Genomic DNA, 15191 nt, shown 5'->3' with positions numbered 1-15191 from the left:
GGGTCGTAGGGGAAAAATCAGAACGGATGGGCGGTGAGGATGTAGAACGGCTTGCCGTTGTACGTGCGCATGTTCAGCGTCACGCGCACCTTGGTGAGCTGGCTCACGGCGGTGCTGCCGCGCTGCACGCCGATGCCGACCACGGTGCCGATGTCGTGCTCGAAGGCCACGGGCTTGGAGCCCACCGCCGCGGAGCGCGACCACGCGCGAATGGCCCGCGCATTGGCGCGCACGGTCTGGCTGATGGCCGACTCGGCGGTGGCCAGGTCGAAGAACGACGACGAGCGCTGCAGGCTGGGCTTCTTCGCGAAGCGGTCGAGCAGCTCCTGCGCCGACTTGCCCACGTGCTCGCGGATGGTGTGGCCGCCGGCCTTGGAGCCCGCAATGCCCTCGTGCTCGATGAGGCGCACGGGCTCGAGCTTGAAGCGGCTCGCGCGCACCGCGATCACGCGCGATGCGGCCAGACCGCCGGCCACGAAGAGCGGCACCGCCACGTCGACCGCGAGCCCCACCTGCGCGCCGGTTTCGGGCGAGGCGCCCAGCGCCTGCGCGGTGGCGTCGGCGGTGAGCGCGGTGGCGGTGCGCTGTGTCTGGCCGGTCCAGATCTGGCGCGCGGCCGTGGCGGTGACGTCGCTGCCGTGCGCGCCCAGCACCACGCAGCCGACCTTGCTGGCCATGGTGGGCTCGGGCGCCACGCACAGCACGCCGGCGCCGACCAGTTCGATCACGCCGCCGATCAGCGCCGCCGTGCCCCAGAGCCGGTTGCTGAGGCTGGCCGACTCGGGCACGTCTTCGCCGCCGAGCACCGCCGCCATCTGCACCGGCGTCAGTGCGACCGACAGGCCGCCTTCCACCTCGTCGTCACCCATCGTGCATTCCTTTCCGTTCGCCACCTGCGTGGAGATTGAAATTCCGCCGCATTCTTGCACGCGACACCGGGGCGGGCGAACATGCCCGGAGAGCGAGACAATTGTCACCGTGAGTTTCCAGCCCGCGCCGCCCCCGGCCCCTCCGATCCGCCGCATTGCCCACCTCGACATGGACGCGTTCTACGCGTCCGTCGAGCTGCTGCGCTACCCGCAGCTCAAGGGGCTGCCGGTGGTCATCGGCGGCGGACGGCGCCGCGTCGACGAGGCGATCCGCGAACTGCCCGAGGGCGCCACGCTGGCCGACATTCCGGTCGAGGCCTTTCCGCGCCTGAAGGACTACACGGGGCGCGGCGTGATCACCACCGCCACCTACCCCGCGCGGCAGTTCGGCATCGGCTCGGCCATGGGGCTCATGAAGGCCGCCAAGCTGTGCCCGCAGGCGCTGATCCTGCCGGTCGATTTCGACGAGTACCGGCGCTTCTCGCGCACCTTCAAGCAGGTGATCCTGGACATCGCGCCGCTCATGGAAGACCGCGGCGTGGACGAGGTGTACATCGACTTCACCGACGTGCCCGGCGGCCAGCGCGACGGCGGGCGCTCGCTGGCGCGGCTGATCCAGAAATCGATCTTCGACGCCACGGGCCTGACCTGCTCGATCGGCGTGGCGCCCAACAAGCTCATCGCAAAAATGGCCAGCGAGTTCGAGAAGCCCAACGGCATCTCGGTGGTCTACGAGCACGACCTCGAAAGCCGCATCTGGCCCCTGCCCTGCCGCAAGGTGAACGGCATCGGCCCGAAGGCCGACGAAAAACTCAAGCGCTTCGGCATCGAGACCGTGGGCCAGCTGGCGGCGCGCGAGCGCGGCTGGCTCATCGACACCTTCGGCAAGGCCACCGGCGCGTGGATGCACGAGGTGGCCTGGGGCCGCGACAACCGCCCCGTGGTGACCGAGAGCGAGCCCGTGTCGATGAGCCGCGAGACCACCTTCGAGCGCGACCTGCACGCCGTGCGCGACCGCGCCGAGCTGGGCGCGATCTTCACGCACCTGTGCGAGAAGCTGGCCGAAGACCTGCAACGCAAGGGCTACGTGGGCAAGACCATCGGCATCAAGCTGCGCTACGACGACTTCAAGATCGCCACGCGCGACCAGACCATCGACCGCTTCACCGACGACGGCAAGACCATCCGCCAGGTCGGCGGCCAGTGCTTGAAGCGCGTGCCGCTGGAGCAGCCGCTGCGCCTCTTGGGCGTGCGCGTGGGCGCGCTGACCAAGGCCGGCAGCCCCGAGGCGCTGGCGCCCGCTGGCAACGCCCGCAGCGCGGCGCCGGTGGCGACCACAGCGTCGCTCTTCTGACCGCCCCGACGATGATCCGACGCTGGCTGCTGCGCATCGCCTTCACGCTGCTGGGGCTGCTGCTGGCCATCACGCTGTACGTGGCGGTGGCTTGCGCGCTGGTCTTCTGGCCGGCCAACGCGAAACCGCCGGTCGAGCCTGCGACGGTCGAGGCCTGGGTGCTGAGCAACGGCGTGCACACCGACCTGGTGTTTCCGGTCCGCTCGGCCAGCATCGACTGGTTGCAGCTCTTTCCCTTGTCCGACTTCAAGGCGCCGCCGCCCGATGCCGAGTTCGTCGCCATCGGCTGGGGCGACCGCGAGTTCTACCTGCACACGCCGACCTGGGGCGACCTGACGGCCGCACGCGCCTTCGGGGCGCTGTCGGGTGGCAACCGCTCGCTGCTGCACGTGACCTACCTGCAGCGCGCGCAGTTGCGGCGCGGGGCCTACAAGCTGCCGCTCTCGCAAGCGCAGTACGCGCAGCTCGTGGCCCATGTGCGCGCCACGCTGCCTTCAGACCGCGCGGTGCCGATCGCGGGTGCGCACTACGCGAACGACGATGCCTTCTACGAAGCCCGGGGCAGCTATCACCTGTTCGAGACCTGCAACACGTGGACCGGCCGCGGCCTGCGCCAGGCGGGCGTCACGGTGAGCCGCTGGACGCCCTTCGACTTCAACGTGACGTGGCATCTGCAGCCCGTGCTGCAGCCCTGACGATCTTCAGGGCTTGGGCACGCCTGCCGACCACGTGGGCCAGTTCTTCACGATGTGGTCGACCACACGCGTGCCCACCAGCGCGATGTTCTCCACCGTCTCGGCAAAGCCGCCCGCCGTCTCGCCCGGTGCCGGATCCAGGTGCTGCAGCGTGCTTTCCTTCGGATGGCCTTGGTCGAAGTTGACTGCGCCGCGCAGGCTCATCACGCGGTCGGTGCCGTGGGTGCGCTTGATCACGAGGGTGATGGCGGCGGCCTCCATTTCGGTGATCACGTAGTCGTCGGCGCCATACAGCTTGGCGATGTACTGCGCCTGCTTGGACATGCCGGGGCCGTGGAAGAAGGTGTCGCCCGTCATGTGCGTGCCGGTGCCCACGAAGGGGGCGCGGCGCGCGGCGGCGTCGGGGTAGCGCAGGCGGTACTTGCGGGCCGATTCCGCGTCCTTGAGCGGCGTGTCGGCCGACAGCTTCATGGCCCAGCCGACGAGGTCGGGGTTGAGCTTGAAGCGGCGGTACTCCTCGTAGCCCTTGCGCGGCATGAAAGTGGGCTCGCCGGGCTTGTTCTCTTCGGGCGCCCAGCGGTGGCCGAGGTCGTAGTCGACCAGCCAGGTGGCCCAGCTCACCTCGCCGATGGTGCCGCGCTGGGGCGGCGTGCCGGCCACGCCGGAGATCACGTAGTAGGCCTGCGAGAAGTCGAACTTCGGGTTCAGCAGGATGGCCTGCATCGACGACGACGAGTTGACCTTGCCCATGCCCAGCACCGCGCCGCACACGCCGTCGGCGTTGCAGTACACGGGCTGCAGCGCACCGGGCACGGCCACGGGCGTCGCGCCCTTCCAGTAGCGCTCGTACCAGTGCTGGAACTCGCCGGCGCGGTCGCCGGTGTTCTGGCCGATCTCGAACATGGCGGCCACGAACACCTTCACCTTGACGGGGGCACCGGTGGGGGCGGCGGCAGCGGCGCGCGTGTCGGCCGTGGGCGAGGTGGAGGCACAGGCCGTGGCGAGCAGCACGGCGCCGCACAGCGCCAGACCGCGGCTGCCCAGGGAGAAGCGACGGGAGTTCAGGAGGGACATGGGTGGAATCCGAAGAGAAGGAAGGAAAGGAAAGCGCGCCTCGGCAACAGCGTGCGGCGTCCTACACCGCACGATTGTCGATGCTGGCACAAGCGCGATGTCATGCCTTCGATGCAAACCCCATGCCGGCCCGCGCCGGCTGCCACCTCAGCGCTGGCCGGCGGGCTGGTCTACGTGAACCCCGGCATGCCGGGCATCCGCCGGCTGAAGTGGGGCGACGGCTTTCGCTACCGCGACGCGCACGGCCGCTGGCTGCGCGATGCCGACGCGCTCGCGCGCATCCGCAGCCTGGCGATTCCGCCGGCCTACACCGAGGTGTGGATCTGCCCGCTGCCGCAGGGCCACCTGCAGGCCACGGGCCTGGACGCGCGCGGCCGCACGCAGTACCGCTACCACCCCGACTGGCGTGCGCTGCAGGACGGCACCAAGTTCGAGCGCCTCGCGGCCTTCGGGCGCGCCCTGCCCCGTTTGCGCGCCCGCGTGGCGCGCGACCTGCGCGCCGGCACCCGCACACCCGGTCGCGCACAGGTGATCGCCACACTGGTGCGCCTGCTCGACACCACGCTGCTGCGCGTGGGCAACGAGGCCTACGCCAGCAGCAACGGCTCGTTCGGCCTCACCACGCTGCGCAACCGCCACGCGGCGGTACAGGGCTCGGCGCTGCGGCTGCGCTTTCGCGGCAAGAGCGGCGTGGCGCACGAGGCCCGCATCGACGACCCGCGCGTGGCCCGCGTGGTGCGCCAGTGCCAGCAGCTGCCGGGGCAGGCGCTGTTCCAGTACACGGACGAAGCGGGCGAGGTGCGCGGCGTGTCGTCCAACGACGTGAACGACTACATCGCCGACGCCACCGCCACAGGCAAGGGCGAAGGCGAGCGCTTCACCGCCAAGGACTTCCGCACCTGGCACGGCACGGTGCAGGCGCTGGAGCTCACGCGGCTGGCCTGTGCCTGGGAGGGCGAGCGCCGGCCCGGTGCCAAGGACATCCTCGCGGCCGTGGCGCGGCAGCTCGGCAACACGCCGGCGGTCTGCAAGAAGGCCTACGTGCACCCGGCCGTGCTGGCGCTGGGCGAGGCGCTGGCGCGCGAGGACGACACGGCGGCGACCGGCACGCTGCTGGAGAAGATCGCGGCCCGCGCCGCCACGGCCGGCCCGGCGCGCGGCCTGGTGGCGGCGGAGCGGCGATTGCTCGCCTTCCTGCGGACGCCTCAGCCTGCGGCGAGGGCGAAGCGCACGGTGTCGGCGTCGAGCAGCACGGCGTAGCCGAGGTCTTCGGCCAGGTTCTGCAGCGCCACGGTGTCGATGGCCAGCGCGCGCGGCGCGCGGTGGGCGTCGAGCACCGCGTTCGCGCCGCCGGCCTCGCGCACCCGGGCGTGCAGGCGCAGCGCGTCGGTGCCGTCGGGCTCGATGCGGATGGTGCCGGCCTCGTCCGCGCCGTCGTGCAGGTAGCCCAGCGCGCCCAGGAACAGGTAGCGCAGCGCGGCGGCATTGGGCCAGCGCGGCTCGTCGTCCTGCGGGGCGGCGAGCGCCTCGTCGACCTCGAGCGCCACGCCGTGCAGGTCGAAAGCCGAGCGCATCAGCGTCATGCATTGCGCCACCAGCGCACTGCGCGTGATGCCGTCGTCGGTGGTGGCCAGCTCCCAGTCGCGCAGCGAGCGGATCGCGGCCACCAGCTCGGACACCTGGCTGTCGATGAGGTTCACCCGCTCCTCGCAGGCCGCGGGGTCGACGGGGTCGGCCGCCACCTGGCGCTTGAGCATCAGCACCGCCATGCGGATCACCGAGACAGGCGCCGTCATGTCGTGCCGCAGCGCCGGCAGGGCGCGCGTGAGCAGCTCGTGGCGCACGCCGGCCGCAATCCAGCTGCGGGCGCTGGGAGACGACTTCATCGCGGCGCAGCGGCCCGCAAGGGCGCGCGGCCCGTGGGACGAGAGGCGGCAGGGAGCACGGTCAAGGCAGGATTCCTGAAGGCGGGAACAAGGCCACGAGTATCGGCCCCGCTCCGCGCCGCGGCTGTAGGAGCCTGCCTACGCGCGCCCTGCCCGCCGGGCCGCACCTTCAGCGCGCGCTCAGGGTTTGCCGAGGTAGGTGCGCACGTCCTTCACCTCGACCCCGGCGGCCGCGACGGCCGAGCGCAGCTGCGCCTCGGTCACGCCCAGCGCCTGGGTCCAGTAGCGAACCTCGTGGAGTTCGTTGACATTGATGCGGGCCGCATCCTGCGGTCCGCGCTTGCTCAGGTCATCGGCCATGGCGTGGATTCCTTGTTGAAGGCCCCCACGATGCGGTCTGCACGGCGCATCGACTGGCGGACAGCAGCGCGGCTCCTTGCAGGATAAGTCCGAGAGCGCGTTGCAGATGTCCGGAAGCAGCGGGCCGACGCAACGCGGCGCACCTATCGTCGCCGCTCCTTCACTTCATCCCCGCACCCCATGACCCCCGAGCAGAACAAGCGCGCCGTCGTCGACGCCTGGAAGGCCTTCGCCAGCCGCGACCCGCAGCGCGTGCGCGCCGCCTTCACCGACGACGCCGAATGGCTGGCGCCCAAGGACAACGCCACCGGCGTGGCCCTGGGCTTCACCGACCACATGATCGGGCCGCAGACGATCGTGCGCTTTCTCGTCGAGGAGTTTCCGAAGCTGTTCGTGGCCGATGTCTCGGTGGACTTCACCCACCTGCTCTGCGACGGCGACACCGTGGTCCTCGAGATGCGCCTGCAGGCCACGCTCGCCAGCGGCCGGCACTACGACAACGACTACTGCTTCATCCTCGAACTGCGCGAGGGCCGCATCGCCCGCATGCGCGAGTACATGGACACGCAGAAAGGCCGCCGCAGTGTCATCGGCGACCTTCCGGCGGATCTCAGGCTTGCTGGGCCCGTGATTGCAGTTCCCGCTTGAGCAGCTTGCCGTTGGCGGTGGTCGGCATCGCGTCGATCACCTCGATGCGCGCGGGCCGCTTGTAGGGCGACAGGTGCTCGGCCAGGTGCGCGCGCAGCGCCGCCTCGTCGAGCGCCGCGCCAGGGTTCAGCTCGACGAAGGCGACGATCTGCTCGTTGCCGTCGGCCTCGGGCACGCCGACGACCGCGCACAGGTGCACGCCCGCGAAGCGGCCGATCACCGCCTCGACCTCGGCCGGGTACACGTTGAAGCCCGAGCGGATGATCATTTCCTTCAGCCGCCCCACCACGAACAGCGCGCCGTCGGCGTCGAAGCGGCCGAGGTCGCCGGTGGCGTACCAGCCGCCCGGGCGCATCACCTGCGCGGTGGCGGGCGCGTCGCGGAAGTAGCCCAGCATCAGGCCCGGGCCGCGCAGCCAGATCTCGCCGGTGTCGCCGGGTGCCGCTTCAGTGCCTTCGGGCGTGACGATGCGCCCCTCGCCGCCCTCGACCACATAACCGGCCGAGGTGTCGGCGCGCGGCGCCTCGGTGCGCGTGAGGAACACCGAGCCCGCGTACTCCGACAGGCCGTAGCCGTAGTGCAGCGGCTGGCCGAACAAGCGCTCCACGCGCTGCTTGAGCACCGGGTCGAGCGGCGCGGAGCCGGTGTACACGTAGCGCAAATTCGGAAAGCGCGGCGCCAGCTGCTGCGCCTCGATGTGCGCCAGCAGCCGCGCGTACATGGTCGGCGGCCCGAGCAGGTTCGACACCTGCCCGTGCGCCAGCGCCTCGAGCATGTCGGCCGGCGAGAAGCTGGCTCGCAGCACCAGCGCGGCCCCGCCCGTGAGCGCGGCCATCAGCACGGTGCCGATGCCGAAGATGTGGGTCATCGGCAGGAAGGCGTAGACGCGGTCGCGCGTGTCGAGCGCACGCACCGCCGCCGACACGCGGCCGAAGTGCAGCAGCCCGCGGTGCGACACCATCACGCCCTTGGGCGTGCCCGAGGTGCCGGAGGTGAAGATGATCGCGGCGGCATCGGCCAGCGCCGGATCGGGCTCGGTGCGGGCCTCGGCGCGCGCGGTGGTGAACATCACGCCGGGCAGCGTGGCCGGCACGGCCGACGCGCGCTGCGCGTGCGTGCGCGCCGCATCGGACGCGTCGGTGGTGAAGCAACACAGCCGCGCGTCGGCGCGCTCGGCGATGGCCGCGATCTCGCCCGGCGACATACGCGCGTTGACGCCGCATGACCACGCGCCCACGCGGCTGCAGGCCAGCAGCAGCGCGATGTGGGCGGCGCAGTTCTCGGCCACCAGCAGCACGCGGTCGGTAGGCCGCACGCCGGCGGCGAGCAGGTCGTTCGCGGCAGTCTCGACCATGGCCTGCAACGCGCCGTAGGTGGTGGTGCCGCCCAGTTCGTGGAGGAACACCGCGTCCGGCGTGCGGGCCGCGCGGTCTTCGAGCAGGTGATGAATGCGGGGCTGCATCGGCTATTCCGCCTCGATGCCCTTGGAGGCGCTCGCCCACAGCTTGCGGTCCGACACGCCCTTGGTCGCGAGCACCTCCGGCGCACCCGTCCAGACCTCGTAGCCCTGCTCGCGCAGGCGGTGCGCGATGTCTTCGCGCGCCAGCATCTTCTGCGCCGCGGCGTTCACGCGCGCGACCAGCGCCGGGTCCATGCGCGCCGGGCCGTACAGGCCGAACCAGCCGCCCACGTCATAGCCGGGCACGCCCGACTCGATCATGGTCGGCACGTCGGGCAGCATGCGGTTGCGCTGGCGCGAGGTGACGGCCAGCGCGCGCAGCTTGCCCGACTGGATGAAGGGCCGCGAGGTGGCGATGATGTCGAACATCATCGGCACGGTGCCGGCCATCACGTCGGCCAGCGCCGGGGCGCTGCCCTTGTACGGCACGTGCGTGAGCTGCACGCCGCTCATCTTCTCGAGCAGCGCGCCGCTCAGATGGTTCGACGCGCCCACGCCCGCCGAGCCGTAGAACAGCTTGCCGGGCTTGGCCTTGGCATAGGCCAGCAGCTCGCCCACGTTGCGCACCGGCAGGTCGTTGTTGACCACCAGCACGTTGGTGTAGTCGACCAGCGGCGCCAGCGGCGTGAGGTCCTTCATCGGGTCGAAGGGCATGCTGCGCTGCACGTTCGGGTTGATGGTGATGGTCGGGCTCGCGCCGAAGAACAGCATCGCGCCATCGGGCGGCGCCTTGGCCACGGCGTTGCCGCCGAGCGAGCCGGCGGCGCCGGGCCGGTTGTCGACGATCACCTGCGTGCCCAGCTCCTGGCCCAGCGCGGGCGCGAGCAGGCGCGCAGCGCCGTCCACCGGCCCGCCGGCCGAATAGCCCACCACCAGCTTGATGAGCGGCGGCAGCGGCTGCTGCGCGAAAACGCGCGAAGGCAGTGCGGCGAGCGCCGCGCTGCCCGCCAGCGCGGCCATGAGCTGGCGGCGCGAAAGTTCGAGGGATTGCATGAGCGTTGTCTCCAGTTGTGTATTTCTTTGGCGGCTCACATCGCTCAGGCCGGCAGGTCGAGCACCTGCCGCGCGAGGATGTTGCGCTGGATCTCGTTCGTGCCGCCGTAGATCATGGCGGCGGTGGAGCCGATGAGCGGCGAGAGCACGTTGAAGCTCTGCCCGTCGAGCACCTGGTCGCCCGCGACCGCGCCCTGCTCTTCGCCGGCCTCGACCAGCAGCGCACCGATGCGGTGGTAGGTCTCGCTGGCCCAGATCTTCAGCAGCGACACCGACGCGGGCAGCGGCTTGCCCGCGCGCACGATGTCGGCAAAGCCCGTGTAGGCGGCCGACAGGTCGAGCACGTCGAGCCGCAGCGCCGCGAAGCGCTGTGCGAACACCGGGTCGGCGAACAGACGCCGTGCCTGCCCGAGCCGTGCGAGTTGGCCCAGCGCGTACTGCGACTGCTTGGGGCTGCCCAGGAAGATGCGCTCGAAGCCCAGCAGCGCCTTCGCGATGGTCCAGCCGCCGTGCAGCCGGCCCACGAGCTGGTCGGCCGGCACGCGCACGTTGTCGAAGAACACCTCGCAGAACTCGGGCTCGCCCGCCAGCGTGTGGATGGGCCGCACGGTGACGCCCGGCGTGCGCAGGTCGCACAGCAGGAAGCTGATGCCCTCCTGCTTGCGCGCGCCCTTGTCGGTGCGCACGAGCATGAAGATGTGGTTCGCATCCTGCGCGAGCGTGGTCCAGATCTTCTGGCCGTTGACGACGAAGTGATCGCCCTGCGCGTCGTGCCCGGCCACCGCCTCGGTGCGCAGGCCGGCCAGGTCGGAGCCGGCATTGGGCTCCGAATAGCCCTGGCACCACACGTGCTCGCCGCTCAGGATGCGCGGCAGAAAGCGCTGCTGCTGTTCGGGCGTGCCGTGCTGGATCAGCAGCGGGCCGATCATCACGATGCCCTGGTCGGGCGCGCGCGCCACGCCGTGCTGCTCCAGCTCCTCGATCCACGCGATGAGCTTGTCGGCCGGCAGGCCCATGCCGCCGTGCGCCTGCGGCCAGGCCGGCGCGATCCAGCCCTGCGCCGAGAGCGTGAGGTACCACTCGCGAACCTCGCTCCAGCGCGCGCGGTGCGACAGGTAGCGCAGCTGCGCCGGATAGCGCTGCTGCAAAAAGCCGCGCACCATGCGGCGGAACTCGGGCTCGGGCATGGCGGACCAGTCGGTGGTGCGCGCGAGGAACTCGCCGTTCCAGGCTGCAGCACTGCTCGCAGCAGCTTCAGCTTCGCCAGTCAGCGCGGCATGCCGGCGCTGGTGCGCCGTGGCATTGCCCAGCCACGCTGACAGGCACAGCACGCGCTTGTAGAACAGGCTCAGATCGCACTCCTGCGTGTAGCCGATGGCCCCATGCAGCTGCACTGCCGCGCGCGACGCCTGCAGCGCGGCAGCCGTGCAACGCGCGTTGACGCGGCTGGCCTCGGCTTCGAGCCGGTCAGAAGGCAAGGTGCCGTCGCTTGCCAGCGCCAGCACTTCGTTGAGCGTGGCTTGCGCCACCTCGAGGTGGATGAACATGTCGACGCTGCGGTGCTGCAGCGCCTGGAAGCTGCCGATGGGCTTGCCGAACTGCGAGCGCGCGCGCAGGTAGGCCAGCGTCTGCGCCAGCATCGCCTGCCCCGCGCCGAGCAGCTCCGCCGCCTGCAGGATCTGCCCCGCCGCGAGCGCCTGGTGCAACGCCTCCTGCGCGGCCGGTCCGCTGGCCAGCACGGCGTCGGCCGGCAGCACGACCTCTTCGAAGCGAAGGTTTGCGGCCTGGCTGCCATCGACCAGCGGCACGATCGTCTCGCTCACGCCGGCTGTGCCGCGCGGCACCCACAGCAGCACGGCGTCGTCCTCGCCGCGCGCCGACACCAGCCAGCCGCTGGCGGCGGCGCCGGGCAGCACCATGAGCTTGTCGCCCTGCAGCAGCACGCCGCCCCCCTGACCCGCGCGCGCCTCGCAGCCGCAGGCCAGCGGCACGGCGCTGAGGTCGCCCGCGCTTTCCTGCCAGGCCAGCGCGGGCAGGCTGCGGCCTGCCACGAGGTCGGCCAGCAAGGCGCGCGCGCCGGGCGATTCGAGCCGCGCCAGCAGCAGCGCGCTCAGGCCCGCCACCGCCAGCAGCGGCTCAGGCGCCGCGTGTTCGCCGGCCGCGCGCAGGATTTCCGCAGCGCCGTCGAGCCCCAGCGCCAGGCCGCCGGCCGCTTCGGGCGCCAGCATGCCGGGCCAGCCGAGGGCCGCGATCTCGCCCCAGCCTTGCGCCTCGTCGGCCTCGGGGCGTTCGGTGCGGGCGCGGCGTCGCGCGGTGGCGCCGCTGCGGGTGAAGTAGTCGAGCGCCGCTTCGCGCACGGCCAGGAGTGAGTCGGAATCCATCGCGCTGTCTGCCTTTTCTTTTCCGTTGCAATGAAGAGTCGCAGCGTGCCCGAAGACCCCGCCGGCGGGCATTCGCGATTGCGGAAGGGAGGGTTTCGCAATCACTGAGCGCCTGCGGGCGCGCGCGGGGATAGATTTGCGGCCATGACAAAGATCAAGAAATCCCTGCACACCGACCTCGGCCACAGCACGCCCGACAAGATCACCGTGCGCGGGCGCGACCTGCCCTCGGAAATCCTCGGCCACCTCAACCTGGGCGACATGGCCTTCCTGGAGCTGACGGGTCGCATCCCGACGCCGCAGGAGTCCGTGACCTTCAACGCCATCGTCGTCACGCTGGTGGAGCACGGCGTGACGCCCAGCGCACTGGCCGCGCGGCTCACCTACGCCGGCGCGCCCGAAGCCCTGCAGGCCGCCGTGGCCGCAGGCCTGTGCGGGCTGGGCAGCGTGTTCGTGGGCAGCACCGAAGGCGCCGCGAAGATGCTGTACGAGGCCATTCCCTTCGGCGAGAAGCCGAGCCGTCCGCTGGCCGACATGGCCAAGGACATCGTGGCCGACCACCGCGCGCGCAAGCTCATCGTGCCGGGCCTGGGCCATCCGCTGCACAAGCCGATCGACCCGCGCACGCCGCGCCTGTTCCAGATCGCGGCCGAGAACGGCCTGTCGAGCCACTACGTCGCGCTGATGCAGGCCGTGCAGGAAGAGGCCGAGCGCGTGTCGGGCAAGTCGCTGCCGATCAACGCCACGGGCGCCATCGGCGCGATTGCGGCCGAGTTCGGCTTTCCGTGGAAGATCATCCGCGGCTTCGGCGTGATGGCGCGCGCCATCGGCCTCGTGGGCCACATCCTCGAGGAGATCGACGACCCGATGGCCATCGAGATCTGGCAACGCGTCGAAAAGGAAGCAGGCGGCCCCCGCCAGGACTGAAGCACATGATGATCGCTACCGACAACCGTTTCCCCGACATCCGCGACGCCGTGCGCGACCTGTGCGCACAGTTTCCCAACGAGTACTTCCGCAAGGTCGACGAGGCGCGCGGCTACCCCGCCGAGTTCGTCGACGCACTCACCAAGGCCGGCTGGATGGCCGCGCTGATTCCGCAGGAGTACGGCGGCTCGGGCCTGGGCCTGACCGAGGCCTCGGTGATCATGGAAGAGATCAACCGCTGCGGCGGCAACTCGGGCGCCTGCCACGGCCAGATGTACAACATGGGCACGCTGCTGCGCCACGGCAGCGAGGCGCAGAAGCGCCAGTACCTGCCGAAGATCGCCAGCGGCGAACTGCGCCTGCAGTCGATGGGCGTGACCGAGCCGACCACCGGCACCGACACCACGAAGATCAAGACCACCGCCGTGAAGAAGGGCGACCGCTATGTGATCAACGGGCAGAAGGTGTGGATCTCGCGCATCCAGCATTCGGACCTGATGATCCTGCTGGCGCGCACCACGCCGCTGGCGGACGTGAAGAAGAAGTCGGAAGGCATGTCGATCTTCATCGTCGACCTGCGCGAGGCCATCGGCAAAGGCATGACGGTGCGCCCCATCCTCAACATGGTGAACCACGAGACCAACGAGCTGTTCTTCGAGAACCTCGAGATCCCGGCCGAGAACCTCATCGGCGAGGAAGGCCAGGGCTTCAAGTACATCCTCGATGGCCTGAATGCCGAGCGCACGCTGATCGCGGCCGAGTGCATCGGCGACGGCTACTGGTTCATCGACAAGGTCACGGCCTACACGAAGGACCGCGTGGTGTTCGGTCGCCCCATCGGGCAGAACCAGGGCGTGCAGTTCCCGATTGCCGAAGCCTTCATCGAGACCGAGGCCGCGAACCTGATGCGCTACGAAGCCTGCCGCCTGTTCGATGCGCGCCAGCCCTGCGGCGCGCAGGCCAACATGGCGAAGTACCTCGCGGCCAAGGCGAGCTGGGAGGCAGCCAACGCCTGCCTGCAGTTCCACGGCGGCTTCGGCTTTGCGTGCGAATACGACATCGAACGCAAGTTCCGCGAGACGCGGCTGTACCAGGTGGCGCCGATCTCGACCAACCTCATCCTGAGCTACGTGGCGGAGCACATGCTCGGCCTGCCTCGTTCGTTCTGAAGGACTGCACATGAACGCCATCGACCACCCCAGCAAGGTGCTCGCGACCTTCGCGGCCGAGCTGAAGTTCGCCGACATTCCCTCCCCCGTGCTGCGCCGCACCGAGGACCTGATCCTCGACTGGCTCGGCTCCGTGCTCGCGGCCCGCACGGCGCGGCCGGTGCGCAGCATCGAGCGCTTCGCGCAGATGATGGGCCCGGCCGACGGGCCGAGCGAAATCCTCACCTCGCGGCGCACCAGCTCGCCGCTGTTCGCGGCGCTGGTCAACGCGGCGGCCTCGCACTACGTGGAGCAGGACGACGTGCACAACGGCTCGGTGTTCCACCCCGCCGCCGTGGTCATCGCACCCGCGCTGGCCGTGGCGCAGAGCCTCGGCGCCAGCGGCGCGCAGCTGCTGACGGCCGTGGTCGCGGGCTACGAGGTGGGCATCCGCGTCGGCGAGTTCCTGGGCCGATCGCACTACCGCACCTTCCACACCACGGCGACGGCGGGCACGCTCGCGGCGGCTGCTGCAGTGGGCCGGCTGCTCGAGTTGTCGCCGCAGCAGATGCTGCATGCCTTCGGCTCGGCCGGCACGCAGTCGGCCGGTGTGTGGGAGTTCCTGCGCGACGCGGCCGATTCGAAGCAGCTGCACTGCGCGCACGCGGCCGCCAGCGGGTTGATGTCGGCCTACCTCGCGCAGGACGGCTTCACGGGCGCGGCGAAGATCCTCGAAGGCGCGCAGGGTCTGGGCGTGGGCATGTCGAGCGACGCCGATCCGGCCAAGCTCACCGACGGCCTGGGCACACGCTGGACGCTGGCCGAGACCTCGTTCAAGTACCACGCCTCCTGCCGCCACACGCACCCGGCCGCCGACGCGCTGCTGCAGGTGATGGAACAGAACCAGCTCCAGCCGACAGACGTGTCCCGGGTCACGACCCACGTGCACCAGGGCGCCATCGACGTGCTGGGCCGCGTGACGGTGCCCGCCACGGTGCACCAGGGCAAGTTCTCGATGGGCACGGTGCTGGGCCTGATCGCCGTGCACGGCCGCGCGGGCCTGGGCGAGTTCGACCGCGACTTTCTCTCGCCCGAGGTCTCGGCCTTCCGCGAGAAGGTGACGATGGCGCTGGACGACGAGGTCGACACCGCCTACCCCGCACGCTGGATCGGCAAGGTCAGCGTGCACACCGCCGACGGCCGCACGCTGGCCGGCCGCGTCGACGAGCCCAAGGGCGACCCCGGCAACAGCCTCAGCCGCGCCGAGATCGAGGACAAGATGCAGCGCCTGGCGCACTACGGCGAAGGCGCGACGGCCGACGAAGCGAAGGCGCTGTGCGAGCGCGTCTGGCAGCTGGCCGGCACGGCCCGCGTGGGGCGCTGGCTGGGCTGAGGCC

At 70.7% G+C, this 15191-nt stretch carries 14 protein-coding genes; 7 read left to right on the top strand and 7 right to left on the bottom strand.

The window, feature by feature from the left end; translation table 11 throughout:
* Positions 1–17 precede the first annotated feature (17 nt).
* Positions 18–869, bottom strand: a complete 852-nt coding sequence (locus tag AC1RLW_RS12610; RefSeq protein WP_062477997.1) for an RNase A-like domain-containing protein — start codon at positions 867–869, stop codon at positions 18–20.
* Between the two features lie 169 nt (positions 870–1038).
* Here AC1RLW_RS12610 and dinB point away from each other — a divergent pair, with 169 nt between their 5' ends.
* Both dinB and AC1RLW_RS12600 read left to right on the top strand, forming a co-directional pair.
* The gene (gene dinB / locus AC1RLW_RS12605) at positions 1039–2223 is read left to right on the top strand and encodes a DNA polymerase IV (protein ID WP_493193953.1); all 1185 of its coding nucleotides are present in this window, start codon (positions 1039–1041) and stop codon (positions 2221–2223) included.
* Positions 2224–2234: 11 nt separating this feature from the next.
* Positions 2235–2918 carry a TIGR02117 family protein gene (locus AC1RLW_RS12600; protein WP_493193269.1) on the top strand — a complete coding sequence of 228 codons (684 nt, stop codon included), beginning with the start codon at positions 2235–2237 and terminating at the stop codon, positions 2916–2918.
* Positions 2919–2924: 6 nt separating this feature from the next.
* Here the strand turns inward: AC1RLW_RS12600 and AC1RLW_RS12595 are convergent, their stop codons facing one another.
* Positions 2925–3992 (bottom strand): purine-nucleoside phosphorylase, encoded by a 1068-nt coding sequence (locus AC1RLW_RS12595; RefSeq protein ID WP_369646029.1) that lies wholly within the window; start codon positions 3990–3992, stop codon positions 2925–2927.
* Between the two features lie 102 nt (positions 3993–4094).
* Here AC1RLW_RS12595 and AC1RLW_RS12590 point away from each other — a divergent pair, with 102 nt between their 5' ends.
* The gene (locus tag AC1RLW_RS12590) at positions 4095–5252 is read left to right on the top strand and encodes a DNA topoisomerase IB (RefSeq protein ID WP_493193268.1); all 1158 of its coding nucleotides are present in this window, start codon (positions 4095–4097) and stop codon (positions 5250–5252) included.
* On the opposite strand, the gene AC1RLW_RS12585 is transcribed toward AC1RLW_RS12590, so the two are convergent.
* Both AC1RLW_RS12585 and AC1RLW_RS12580 read right to left on the bottom strand, forming a co-directional pair.
* The gene (locus tag AC1RLW_RS12585) at positions 5198–5878 is read right to left on the bottom strand and encodes a hypothetical protein (protein WP_095746526.1); all 681 of its coding nucleotides are present in this window, start codon (positions 5876–5878) and stop codon (positions 5198–5200) included. The two genes, AC1RLW_RS12590 and AC1RLW_RS12585, sit on opposite strands and share 55 nt — an antisense overlap.
* Before the next feature lie 180 nt (positions 5879–6058).
* Positions 6059–6238, bottom strand: a complete 180-nt coding sequence (locus AC1RLW_RS12580; RefSeq protein ID WP_493193266.1) for a DUF3606 domain-containing protein — start codon at positions 6236–6238, stop codon at positions 6059–6061.
* A 180-nt stretch (positions 6239–6418) separates the two neighbouring features.
* Between AC1RLW_RS12580 and AC1RLW_RS12575 the strand changes: the two genes are divergently transcribed.
* Entirely contained in the window at positions 6419–6886 is a 468-nt protein-coding gene (locus tag AC1RLW_RS12575; protein WP_493193265.1) for a nuclear transport factor 2 family protein, read from the top strand.
* Here the strand turns inward: AC1RLW_RS12575 and AC1RLW_RS12570 are convergent.
* From AC1RLW_RS12570 to AC1RLW_RS12560, 3 genes are read right to left on the bottom strand one after another with little or no spacing between them, the layout of a single operon-like run.
* The gene (locus tag AC1RLW_RS12570) at positions 6849–8348 is read right to left on the bottom strand and encodes a class I adenylate-forming enzyme family protein (protein WP_493193263.1); all 1500 of its coding nucleotides are present in this window, start codon (positions 8346–8348) and stop codon (positions 6849–6851) included. The two genes, AC1RLW_RS12575 and AC1RLW_RS12570, sit on opposite strands and share 38 nt — an antisense overlap.
* A gap of 3 nt (positions 8349–8351) precedes the next feature.
* Positions 8352–9338: a Bug family tripartite tricarboxylate transporter substrate binding protein gene (locus AC1RLW_RS12565; protein WP_493193261.1), complete on the bottom strand. Its 987-nt coding sequence runs from the start codon at positions 9336–9338 to the stop codon at positions 8352–8354.
* Positions 9339–9382: 44 nt separating this feature from the next.
* Positions 9383–11719, bottom strand: a complete 2337-nt coding sequence (locus tag AC1RLW_RS12560) for an acyl-CoA dehydrogenase family protein (protein WP_493193259.1) — start codon at positions 11717–11719, stop codon at positions 9383–9385.
* Between the two features lie 144 nt (positions 11720–11863).
* Between AC1RLW_RS12560 and AC1RLW_RS12555 the strand changes: the two genes are divergently transcribed.
* The 3 genes from AC1RLW_RS12555 to AC1RLW_RS12545 are packed head-to-tail and all read left to right on the top strand — an operon-like array spanning position 11864 to position 15187.
* Entirely contained in the window at positions 11864–12646 is a 783-nt protein-coding gene (locus AC1RLW_RS12555; RefSeq protein WP_192195334.1) for a citryl-CoA lyase, read from the top strand.
* 5 nt (positions 12647–12651) lie between these two features.
* Positions 12652–13815, top strand: a complete 1164-nt coding sequence (locus AC1RLW_RS12550; protein ID WP_492681648.1) for an acyl-CoA dehydrogenase family protein — start codon at positions 12652–12654, stop codon at positions 13813–13815.
* Positions 13816–13825: 10 nt separating this feature from the next.
* Entirely contained in the window at positions 13826–15187 is a 1362-nt protein-coding gene (locus tag AC1RLW_RS12545) for an MmgE/PrpD family protein (RefSeq protein WP_493193256.1), read from the top strand.
* Positions 15188–15191: the final 4 nt, after the last annotated feature.

It is taken from the genome of Variovorax sp. GW822-FHT04A09 (assembly GCF_058801005.1).
Note: the sequence above shows the minus strand (reverse complement) of the source record. Positions and strands in the feature narration are given on the sequence as shown.

Bases quoted from the DNA above. Each gene is read 5' to 3' on its own strand.
- AC1RLW_RS12590 (WP_493193268.1), top strand. From the start codon at position 4,095: ATGCCTTCGATGCAAACCCCATGCCGGCCCGCGCCGGCTGCCACCTCA.
- AC1RLW_RS12595 (WP_369646029.1), bottom strand. From the start codon at position 3,992: ATGTCCCTCCTGAACTCCCGTCGCTTCTCCCTGGGCAGCCGCGGTCTG.
- AC1RLW_RS12545 (WP_493193256.1), top strand. From the start codon at position 13,826: ATGAACGCCATCGACCACCCCAGCAAGGTGCTCGCGACCTTCGCGGCC.
- AC1RLW_RS12580 (WP_493193266.1), bottom strand. From the start codon at position 6,238: ATGGCCGATGACCTGAGCAAGCGCGGACCGCAGGATGCGGCCCGCATC.
- AC1RLW_RS12570 (WP_493193263.1), bottom strand. From the start codon at position 8,348: ATGCAGCCCCGCATTCATCACCTGCTCGAAGACCGCGCGGCCCGCACG.
- dinB (WP_493193953.1), top strand. From the start codon at position 1,039: ATGGACGCGTTCTACGCGTCCGTCGAGCTGCTGCGCTACCCGCAGCTC.
- AC1RLW_RS12585 (WP_095746526.1), bottom strand. From the start codon at position 5,878: ATGAAGTCGTCTCCCAGCGCCCGCAGCTGGATTGCGGCCGGCGTGCGC.
- AC1RLW_RS12550 (WP_492681648.1), top strand. From the start codon at position 12,652: ATGATGATCGCTACCGACAACCGTTTCCCCGACATCCGCGACGCCGTG.
- AC1RLW_RS12555 (WP_192195334.1), top strand. From the start codon at position 11,864: ATGACAAAGATCAAGAAATCCCTGCACACCGACCTCGGCCACAGCACG.
- AC1RLW_RS12575 (WP_493193265.1), top strand. From the start codon at position 6,419: ATGACCCCCGAGCAGAACAAGCGCGCCGTCGTCGACGCCTGGAAGGCC.
- AC1RLW_RS12560 (WP_493193259.1), bottom strand. From the start codon at position 11,719: ATGGATTCCGACTCACTCCTGGCCGTGCGCGAAGCGGCGCTCGACTAC.
- AC1RLW_RS12610 (WP_062477997.1), bottom strand. From the start codon at position 869: ATGGGTGACGACGAGGTGGAAGGCGGCCTGTCGGTCGCACTGACGCCG.
- AC1RLW_RS12565 (WP_493193261.1), bottom strand. From the start codon at position 9,338: ATGCAATCCCTCGAACTTTCGCGCCGCCAGCTCATGGCCGCGCTGGCG.
- AC1RLW_RS12600 (WP_493193269.1), top strand. From the start codon at position 2,235: ATGATCCGACGCTGGCTGCTGCGCATCGCCTTCACGCTGCTGGGGCTG.